Raw genomic sequence first — 7,918 nt, 5'->3', positions numbered from 1 at the left:
CTGTGGGTCGGCACCCTGGGGTTGGGTATGGTTCTGGGCCTTGCGGCGTGTGAGGAGCAGCGCTTCGAGCCGCCGCCCGCAGGAGAACGGGTTGCCGCCGCGTCCGCGCTCTACTCGCCTGCCCTCTTCGACACTGTGCGCTGGCCCGGCCAGAGGGCGCGCCTGTTGGCCGGCAACGACCTGTACGCCGCCCGCTGCCGCAAGTGTCACGGCTATCTGGGCGCGGGGGACACGGAGTACGCTGGGGAGGAGCAGCTCGCGGTGCCCTCTCTGGTCGAGCCCGACTGGGAGTATGCCGGCAAGGTGGAGGCCGTGCGGCGCCGCATCTTCGTCGGCCACGAACGCGGCATGCCTAGCTGGGTGCTGTCCGGTCTCGAGCCCCGCGAGATCGACGCCGTCGCTTATTACGTGCTGTACCGTCTCAGGCCGGACGCGGCGGCCGCGCGCACAGGGCGCCCGCCTACCTAGTCCAGCTACGCCGGGTCCGTGGTGTCGCTCTCCCGCTCAGTTCTCGCCCGGTGGGGCGAGCAACCACTCGTAGGCGGGCTGCGCGACAATCCCCGAGGGGACCCTCGAGGGCAGGCGGTCCCGCGTCAGGGTGAGTAACCGTTTCGTCGCGCGCGGATAGCGGCTTGCGGCCTCGAGCAGCGCCCGCAATTCACGCTGGGCGGTTGCGTCGTCGGTGGCGTCCGCCGCCACTTGGATCAGCTCTTCACCGCCGCCCGGCATGCGCGCCACGAAGTCGACCTGGTGTCCCTCGGGCGTGCGGATGTAGCCAACGCTAATCCCCCGCCGTTCCAGCTCTATGAGCACGACCGTTTCGAGAGCATGGCCCAGGTTGGCGCGCCCGCTGCGATGGAAGACCGGGATCAGGCCGGGATCGACGGGATACGCCTTCCGCGGGTTGACCATGCGCTGGCGCTCCGAGGCCGCGTCCATCCATACCGTTCGCACCAGAAAACAGTCGTCCAAATAGCCAACGAGATCGTGCACCGTGTCCCTCGATATGCCGATCCCCTGAGACTTCAAGGCCGCGTAGAATTTCTGCACGCTGAACATCCCCGCCGCGTTTCCGAGGAGATGGCGAACCAGCCAGCGCAGCCCGGTCACGTTCGCTACCCCATGGCGTTCGACCACGTCACGCATCATGGCGACATCCACGTAATCGCTCAGAACCCGGTGACGCGTGCTTGCGTCGAGGCCCTGCACTTCCGGGAATCCGCCGCAGTCGAGGTAGTCCAGGAACGCTCGCTCTAGCTCCGAACGCTCGGGCGCCGCCAGGAAATCCGGCTGCGCCGGCACCGCGCAGCCGCTGTGCCGCAACGCTTCCGGGAAGCTGAACGGAAAGAGCACCACCTCCCACGCCCGCCCGCGCATTGCGGTCGCGATCTCGAAGCTGGATCTCGGAGACGAGCGGATCTACACGGTCGTGCTGCGAGACATCAGCCGGCGCAAGCGCGCCGAGGAGGTGCAACGATTCCTGGCCCAGGCCAGCAGCGTGCTGGCCGCGTCGCTGGATCACGAGACGACCCTGGCCAGCCTAGCCCGACTGGCGGCCGGCCCGCTGGCGGACTTCTGCTTCATTGACCTGATCGAGGATTCCGGCGCCGTGAATCGACTGGTGGTGGCCCACGCGGACCCGGGCAAGGAAGCGCTGGCCCAGCAGCTTCTCCGCTACCCGCTGGACCGCGGCCGACCGCACCTGGTGTTCACGGTGCTGCAGACAGGCGAGCCGGAGCTATGGCCGGAACTGCCGGAATCGTACCTCGAGTCCGTGGCGCAGAGCCAGGATCACCTGCGCTTGCTCCGTTCGCTCCAGATCCGCTCGCTCCTGGCCGTGCCGCTCCGGGCGCACGGGCACCTGCGGGGAGTCCTCACGCTGCTCACGGCGCAGTCCGGCCGGCGCTATCCGGCGGAGGACCTCGAACTGGCGCAAGAGCTGGGGCGCCGCGCCGCGCTGGCCATCGAGAACGCGCGCCTGTATCGCGAGGCGCAGAAGGCCGTGCGGGCACGCGACGAAGTGCGTTCCGTCGTCTCCCACGACCTGGGCAACACGCTGAGCGCCATCTTCATCGGCACGGAACTGCTGCTGAAGACCCTTCCTGCCGATAGTGGGCAGGACGAAACGCGACGGCACCTCGAGGCGATCCGGGCCTCCGCCGCGCAGATGGAGAGACTGATCGGCAACCTGCTCGAGATCCGGCGCATGGAAGCAGGCCGGCTGCCGCTCGACTGCAAGCCGGAGGAGCCGGCCGGCCTCATCGCCGAGGCTTGCCAGGTGCTCCAGCCGCTGGCCTCGGTCAAGTCCCAGCACCTGGAGGCGGAGCTCGCCGCGGATGGACTGCCGCGCGTGCTGGCAGACCGCGAACGGGTGCTGCAGGTGCTCTCGAACCTGGTGGGGAACGCGGTCAAGTATACGCCCGTCGGCGGGCTGATCACGGTCCGGGCCGAGCGGCGGGACGCGGAGGTGTGCATCCTGGTAAAGGACACGGGGCCGGGCATCCCCGCCGAACACCTGCCCCACATCTTCGAGCGCTTCTGGCAGGTGCGCCAGGGCGGGCGCCGCGGCATCGGGCTCGGCCTCGCGATCGCCAGGGGCATTGTCGAGGCCCACGGCGGCCGCATCTGGGTCGAGAGCCGGGCCGGCGCCGGGTCGGAGTTCTACTTCATACTCCCCGCGGCGGAGTGACTGACCCAACGCAGAAGCGCGCAGTTTGGTACAGCCCGCCAGCCACGGCGCCACCGTCCGGGGCGCCACCGGGCCGCCGCCAGCCGCCTTCCGCGCCCCGCTCAAACGCTCGCTCGCTCTTCGCTCGCGTCAAACCCATTCCGCCCGCGTAGCGGCCCCGTAGCACTCGCACTCAGAAGTAAAGACCTGCGCCAAAACGGACTTCCTTCCCGAGGGAATCGCCGCTTCTTATCCCGCGGAGCTGTGCCAGTATGAAGCCGGGCTTGGAGGCCAAGGACAGACCGGCGTCGAAAAACGTTGTGAATACGCGCCCAAGTTCGGCATAGAAGAACCCAGTAGAGAGTGAAATGAAGGGAACTACCGCGGTCTTCGTGCCGACAGCTAAAGCCCTGCCGGCTGCTGCACCCACCTGCACCGTGGTCTGTCGCCGCACTGGGGTGGATTCCGGGTCCGTGAAGAGGTCGTCGGCCTCGTAGGTCGCACGAGCAAAGGGGCAAATTGAGACCGGGGAGGCCGGTCCGAGCACGAAGGAGTAGCCGACGCCGCCATGGACGCGGTGAGCATCGTTATCCGCCCGGCCACGGCTGCGATAGCCCCATCCCACCTCTGCCCAAGCCTCGTGCTTGACGTGGACCCAGCCCGTTACCTCCAAATTGGTGCTGCCGGCGGGGTCGACGATCTTCGCGATGCTGGGCGCGACCAGTGCACCGCGGACAGCAAGCTCACCTGGCCGAGCAGGAGAGCCGACGCACAGCTGCCCTTCCGCAACGGAAGTGATCGAAACCAGGGCCAGAGTGCCAATGAGGGCCAGTCGGCCCAGCGCATAACGATTCATACGTAGGTTAGAGTTAGAGTTAGAAGCCGAAATCGTATCTTCCCAAAATTTGACCATACCCGGCTGGCGTTGTGCCCACCGTTTCTGCTTGCCAGCCGTTAAACGTCGCAGAACTCCACATGCATTCTACCACGCCGGCATCTTTCATTGCACTGTTCGAGCGGCCAGTGGTACAGTCCACGAAGCGAAGTGCTCGACTGCCGATGTTTCCTTCGGCAGCAATAAAGAAACGGTGAACAGGTCCGCTCGCACTGCATGAGTCCCAACTCGCGTTGCACACGTCAGCGTTCGCGTAGTTCGCGTGCTTCTCCACGGACACATACACTACCGGGGCACCGGCTGGTTGGTTATCGACCCAGTGGAAGTGGGACGGCTTCCACCAGTCGCAGTTACCATCATTCACCGTTCCGCAGTGGGCCGAAAGGAACACTCTGCGGGTGATCCAGTGGTTGGACGCATTGTCGAAAGTGACGTCAATGACGATGAATTCCGAGTCGCCACTGTGCTTAGGGTTCGCGCAAGAACAACTTCCCATTTTCCAGGCGTTCACAGCCTGGGGTAGATGGTATAGTTGCGTTTGGGCTGAACGGCGTGGGGTTCGATGTCGAGCTCGCGCATCTGCGCCTCGCAGATGCGAACTCCCTTTTCGTACGGGCTGTCGACGAGGTGGGCGCTCACCTCGAGGCCGGTTTCGGTCCGGGTGCTTGAAGCGTACGCGATGAGAGTCTCGAAGCTGACCAGGGGGCGGGCAGCCCAGTTCTTGGTGATCTCGCTGAAGAGCCGATGGTCGATCGGGTTCCACTTCGACGCCCCCGTGGGATAGTGGCAGACGGTCACGACCAGGCTGTGAGGATCGCACAGGCGGTTCTGGAGCCAGTACTTGAAGGCGCGGTTCCTGTGGCCGTTGCTTCCTCCACCGTCGGCCAGCACGAGGAGCTCGGTTGCGTCAGCATAGCGGGCCTCCCCCTCCTGGCGCCACCACCGGACGAGGTTGTCCGCGGCGAACTCGGGGGTGTCATGCGAGGTCCCGACGTAGAGGGATCCCCGGTTGGCGAGGATGTCGTAGACGCCGTACGGGACGGCGAGACCCAGGGCGTCGGAACGGAAGTCGTGGTCGTTGACGGGGACGCCTTCCTTGCTCCAGGCACGACCGGGATTCCTGAAGTTGCCGATCAGCTCCTTCTTCTTCGTATCGATGGAGACGGTTGGCTGACCGGTGTTCGTGAAGCGCTCGGGTATTTCGGCGATGTAGAGGAACTGCTCGTCGCGATCCGGATCGGAGCGCCGGGACAGCTTCTTATAATTGACGCGCAGCGAGAAGCCGAGCTGCTTGAGGATCTTGGCGACGGTCTTGGGGCAGACCTCGATGCCCAAGCTTTTCAGCTCACGGGCGATCTTCTCGGTGGTGCGCCGGGTCCACTGAAGCCCGGTCATGGGATCGCCCGCCCGGTCATGCTCCAGGAGCTTCTCGATGGCTGCGATCACTTCGGGCGTTTTTTTTCCGAGCGCGTGCGGCCTCCGCCCTTTCGGCGCACCCGTTCCGTCTCCACGTCCAGGGAGAGGAGCTCTCGCCTTCCTCTGGCCACGGTGCCGGGATCGAGCCCGAGGAGCTCGGCGATCCTCTGGTCTCCGCCATGACCGAGCTTGAGCGACTCCAGTCCGGCGTAGAGGCGCCGCTGTTTCTCGTCCAGCATGGCGAAGAACAGCACGATCGCCGCCTTCAGCTCGTCGGGAAGCACGCGCGCGCCGCCCCCGAACGAGACGAGATCCCCCGGAGTGGCCATGCGCACCTGCCGCGCCCGGAGCTGCTGGCGCCGAGAGGTGCGGTCGGCCGACACGTGCAGGAAACGACCGGAGACCTTCTCCCGTGCGATGCGACCTTCGGCCGCCAGCTTCCGGAGCGCATCCTTGACGGCCACGTTGAGCGTGGCTTCGAGCTCGTCGGTGAAGTAGCCCACTTCCGCTTCGTTCACCAGAACTTCGCACGTGCGGATCAGCGTGCCGAAGCTCGAGAACCACACCGACCGGAACGACCAGAGCCCCGTCGCATCGAAACGGGCGATCTCGTCCAGGGTGTAGTACTTGCCCCGGTGCGAATAGCTGGTGCGGTGGGCGAGCTCGCGCAGCTTGCGGAAGACCGTGACATCGACCTCTGTGCCCAAAACCTCTTTCAGCTCGGGCATGGTGGCGATCTTCTGGCGCAGCAGGAGTCGCCGGATCGCATCGGCGTCCACGCCTCCTCCATGTTAGAGTTACGCCTATGCTGGCGTAATCCTAACATCATGGAGCCATGCTGTCCAGACCCTGGTGCCTCGATGGGAAGGCGCTTAAATGCTCGATTTGTGGCGGCTGGGCACGGCCTGGAGCCATCCTGCTCGACGCTGCGGCCTTGTCATAGTTGCGCCGAAACCTTGGGAGTTATTTTTGCGTGAGCGCTTAGGCGAACCACCCCCTATATCTTGGGGGCGGCGGAATTCGGTTGATACCTGCTTCGGAGGCCACGCGTGCCTGCAACGCTTCGCCCCGGAACCGATTAAGGAACCCGGGCCAGCTATTCTACCGCCTGATGGAACACGCCGTAGTCACCGATCCTACGACGTACGACCAGCTGATCAACAGGCCAGAATGATCCGACCACAACATGGTGGGGGTGGTTCAGCTAACCGGATACCCCCCTTTCCTAAATCCTAGCCGCCTTGCGGATTCCCTGGCTCGGCTGGCAACTGGGCGCCGTGCCAGACCCCGACGATCCACACCGTGTCCTCGGCGACGCCGTAGAAAAAGCGATACGGCCGGACAATAACCTCGCGGTAGGGCAAGTCAGGGAATTCCGGAATCCGGCGCCCGGATTGCGGATGCCGCTCGAGGCGCTTCAGCACCTTGGTCGCCCGCGTGTGAAACCGCCGCGCCGCGGCAGGGCGATTGGCCAGGATGTAAGCGATAACTGACAGGTACTGGCGTTCGCCGCTTGGGGTGAAGCGGACTTTCACGCTCCGGCATCGGCGAGAAGCCGGTCCGCCTCTGCCAGCACCTCCGCCAGAGCCCGGCCCTCGCCTCGAGCGATCTCCCGCTCACCCCGCGCCAGGATCAAGAGAATCTGCCGCTCCCGCTCCGCCTGCTCGTAGGCCTCGACGCTCAGCATGACCGCCGCGGCCCGGCCCCGTTGCGTGATGACAACGGGTTCCTGCGAGCGGCGCAGCCGGCGGAGCGCGCGAGCCGCCTCCTGGCGCAACTCGGTTATGGGGATGATCTTGGGTACTTTGGCCACCGGGCAATTCCTGTTAGACGTACGTCTAAAGATACGCCCAAGGTCCGCCCTCGGACAGGGGAAGAAGACGACAACGCGACGGCGCTCACGCTCGAGCGCGTGCGACCGCGACGCTCGTTGCGATAACCTACTCCGCTCAGCCGGTCCAGGGGTTGAATACCGGCACTCCGGTGGCTGCGACGTCGGCGGTATTGCGCGTGCCCAACGTGAGGTTGTGATGGAGCGCGGTCGCCGCCAACTGGGCGTCAATGGTCGGCAGGGTCAGGCGCCGTTTCTTGGCGAGGGCTTCCACCTGGCCCCATCGCTCCGCCAGCGCGTCATCGAAGGCCAGTATCCGGCCGGCGAACCGGACGCGCACGTCATGGTCCAGCCAACTTTGCAGAGCGGCCCGCTTCGGCTGAGCGTCCGGAAGAAGATCGATCCCCTTCCGCACCTCGCCGATCGTGATCACACTCAGGTGCAGGAGCTCCTCCGCCGTCGCGTCCGCCCAAGCGGCCACGCGCCGGTCCGGCCGGGGCTTCATCAGCTCCGAGACCACGGGACATCGAGTGGTAGCGGGCTCCCTCCGCGGGAGCCGGCGTCCATGGTGTCGCGTTTCCGCTTCAGGTCCAGGCGCTGGCCACCGGTGGGCGCGGAACGGAAGAAGTCCACCAGCGAGGAAGGCTGCCCGGCGCGTTTCCTGAGCCGATCGAACTCCTCGGCGGGCACGACAACCACGGCTTCCCCACCTTGCTTGACCACGCGCTGTGGACCTTGCGAACGCGCCTGCCGGAACAGCTCACTGAAGCGTGCCTTGGCCTCGTGCAGCTTCCAGACGCCGGGCGCTGATCTTCGTGGCGAGTAAGTCATGAGTCATGACTAACATGACTAGTCAAGTTAGTCAAGGAGGCTAGTTCGATCGGCCCTCTCGCTCCCACCAGAGGAGCGGCCGGGACCTGGGGGTGGGGGCCAGCTCGGCCAGCGTGCGGGCGTCGTAGAGCCGGCCGTTCAGCATGACCAGGCGGACGTGCTCGCTGTTGCGGAGGTCCTCGAGCGGGTTGCGGTCCAGCACCACGAGGTCGGCCAGCTTGCCCGGCTCGAGCGAGCCCAGGTCGCGGTCCAGCCCCAGGTAGCGGGCGCCGTCCAG

At 65.7% G+C, this 7,918-nt stretch carries 11 protein-coding genes; 2 read left to right on the top strand and 9 right to left on the bottom strand.

The window, feature by feature from the left end; translation table 11 throughout:
* Window positions 1-27 precede the first annotated feature (27 nt).
* On the top strand, window positions 28-468 hold the full coding sequence (locus tag HY703_01110; GenBank protein MBI4543778.1) for a c-type cytochrome: 441 nt from the start codon (window positions 28-30) through the stop codon (window positions 466-468).
* Window positions 469-504: 36 nt separating this feature from the next.
* Here HY703_01110 and HY703_01105 read toward each other — a convergent pair whose 3' ends face one another.
* Window positions 505-1,377, bottom strand: a complete 873-nt coding sequence (locus HY703_01105; protein ID MBI4543777.1) for an ATP-binding protein — start codon at window positions 1,375-1,377, stop codon at window positions 505-507.
* A gap of 52 nt (window positions 1,378-1,429) precedes the next feature.
* Here HY703_01105 and HY703_01100 point away from each other — a divergent pair, with 52 nt between their 5' ends.
* Window positions 1,430-2,689, top strand: a complete 1,260-nt coding sequence (locus HY703_01100) for a HAMP domain-containing histidine kinase (GenBank protein ID MBI4543776.1) — start codon at window positions 1,430-1,432, stop codon at window positions 2,687-2,689.
* A 172-nt stretch (window positions 2,690-2,861) separates the two neighbouring features.
* Here the strand turns inward: HY703_01100 and HY703_01095 are convergent, their stop codons facing one another.
* From HY703_01095 to HY703_01060, 8 genes are all read right to left on the bottom strand, one after another.
* Entirely contained in the window at window positions 2,862-3,524 is a 663-nt protein-coding gene (locus tag HY703_01095) for a hypothetical protein (protein MBI4543775.1), read from the bottom strand.
* Window positions 3,525-4,070: 546 nt separating this feature from the next.
* A complete protein-coding gene (locus HY703_01090) occupies window positions 4,071-5,009 on the bottom strand; it encodes an ISAzo13 family transposase (protein ID MBI4543774.1) in 939 nt (312 codons plus the stop codon).
* Window positions 5,006-5,758 (bottom strand): hypothetical protein, encoded by a 753-nt coding sequence (locus HY703_01085; protein ID MBI4543773.1) that lies wholly within the window; start codon window positions 5,756-5,758, stop codon window positions 5,006-5,008. Before HY703_01085 ends, HY703_01090 begins: the two co-directional genes overlap by 4 nt.
* Window positions 5,759-6,211: 453 nt before the next feature.
* Window positions 6,212-6,514, bottom strand: coding sequence for a type II toxin-antitoxin system RelE/ParE family toxin (locus HY703_01080; protein MBI4543772.1), 303 nt, complete (start codon window positions 6,512-6,514; stop codon window positions 6,212-6,214).
* Window positions 6,511-6,792: a type II toxin-antitoxin system Phd/YefM family antitoxin gene (locus tag HY703_01075; GenBank protein MBI4543771.1), complete on the bottom strand. Its 282-nt coding sequence runs from the start codon at window positions 6,790-6,792 to the stop codon at window positions 6,511-6,513. The genes HY703_01080 and HY703_01075 overlap by 4 nt, the downstream gene beginning before the upstream one ends.
* A gap of 136 nt (window positions 6,793-6,928) precedes the next feature.
* The gene (locus HY703_01070; protein ID MBI4543770.1) at window positions 6,929-7,315 is read right to left on the bottom strand and encodes a type II toxin-antitoxin system VapC family toxin; all 387 of its coding nucleotides are present in this window, start codon (window positions 7,313-7,315) and stop codon (window positions 6,929-6,931) included.
* A complete protein-coding gene (locus tag HY703_01065; protein MBI4543769.1) occupies window positions 7,315-7,641 on the bottom strand; it encodes a type II toxin-antitoxin system Phd/YefM family antitoxin in 327 nt (108 codons plus the stop codon). The genes HY703_01070 and HY703_01065 overlap by 1 nt, the downstream gene beginning before the upstream one ends.
* A gap of 40 nt (window positions 7,642-7,681) precedes the next feature.
* Window positions 7,682-7,918: amidohydrolase family protein (locus HY703_01060; GenBank protein MBI4543768.1), on the bottom strand; the 237-nt coding region annotated here is incomplete at its 5' end.

The organism is Gemmatimonadota bacterium (assembly GCA_016209965.1).
Classification (GTDB): Bacteria; Gemmatimonadota; Gemmatimonadetes; order Longimicrobiales; family RSA9; genus JACQVE01.
The sequence above is the reverse complement of the archived record's forward strand: the minus strand, read 5'-3'. Positions and strand labels throughout refer to the sequence as shown.

Excerpts from the sequence above, each read along its gene's own strand:
- HY703_01110 (MBI4543778.1), top strand. The coding sequence starts at position 28 with ATGGTTCTGGGCCTTGCGGCGTGTGAGGAGCAGCGCTTCGAGCCGCCG.
- HY703_01105 (MBI4543777.1), bottom strand. The coding sequence starts at position 1,377 with ATGCGCGGGCGGGCGTGGGAGGTGGTGCTCTTTCCGTTCAGCTTCCCG.
- HY703_01095 (MBI4543775.1), bottom strand. The coding sequence starts at position 3,524 with ATGAATCGTTATGCGCTGGGCCGACTGGCCCTCATTGGCACTCTGGCC.
- HY703_01070 (MBI4543770.1), bottom strand. The coding sequence starts at position 7,315 with ATGAAGCCCCGGCCGGACCGGCGCGTGGCCGCTTGGGCGGACGCGACG.
- HY703_01065 (MBI4543769.1), bottom strand. The coding sequence starts at position 7,641 with ATGACTTACTCGCCACGAAGATCAGCGCCCGGCGTCTGGAAGCTGCAC.